The 712-nt window shown below is 71.2% G+C and carries 1 protein-coding gene; it reads right to left on the bottom strand.

Features of this window, described 5'->3' with window-relative positions; genetic code table 11:
• On the bottom strand, positions 1-712 hold a 712-nt coding region (locus CH341_RS31680), incomplete at both ends, for a DUF3300 domain-containing protein (RefSeq protein WP_146604722.1).

Here is a 712-nt window from a genome sequence, read left to right on the forward strand (position 1 = left end):
GGTCCCGGGCCGGGACCCCAATGCGGCGGACGCCGCCAGCCGGGCGGCACCACCCAGACCGAGTTCCAGCTTCGATCGCGCCAGCCCCAGCGATTGTTCCAGGCGGAGCCGACCAGCACGGCGGAGCCGAACAGCAGCGCACCCGCGGCGACGTCGGTGAACACCGTCGAGGGGTCGTAGATCGGCACGTAGATCCGCTCGGGACTGGTCGGCGCGATGTAGATGGCGCGCTGGCCGCCGTCGTCGCGCGTCGACACGGCCTGCTGGGGCGTCGACTTCAGGGTGCCGGCGCTCTCGGCTTTGGCGCGCAGCGTCTGGATCGCGGTGGAGACGTCCTGCGGCTGGGTCGAGAAGGCGAGGCCGATGGACTCGGTCCATTGCATGTTGTCGTGGAGCATGCGCACCACGTCCGGGAAACGGACGAGGCCCTTCACCGACGTGTCCCAGCTCTTGCGATCCACCTGGGCGAAGTTGCGCGCCTGGACGAAGCGCGGGTTGGCGTCGATCCAGTTGTAGGCCTCGACGATCTGGTCCGGGAACAGCGTCGCCGGCAGCAGCACGGCGATGAGCGGATCCGGGTAGAGCGCGATCGGCGCCAGAATGTATTCGAGATCGGACAGCGTGTAGGCGGGGCCGTCCGCGGCCTGGCCGGCCGACGGCGGCGGCGCCGGCGCGGGCTGCGCCGTGGGCGCTGTCTCGGCCGCAGCCGGGG

Origin of the sequence: Rhodoplanes roseus (genome assembly GCF_003258865.1) — a bacterium.
Classification (GTDB): Bacteria; Pseudomonadota; Alphaproteobacteria; order Rhizobiales; family Xanthobacteraceae; genus Rhodoplanes; species Rhodoplanes roseus.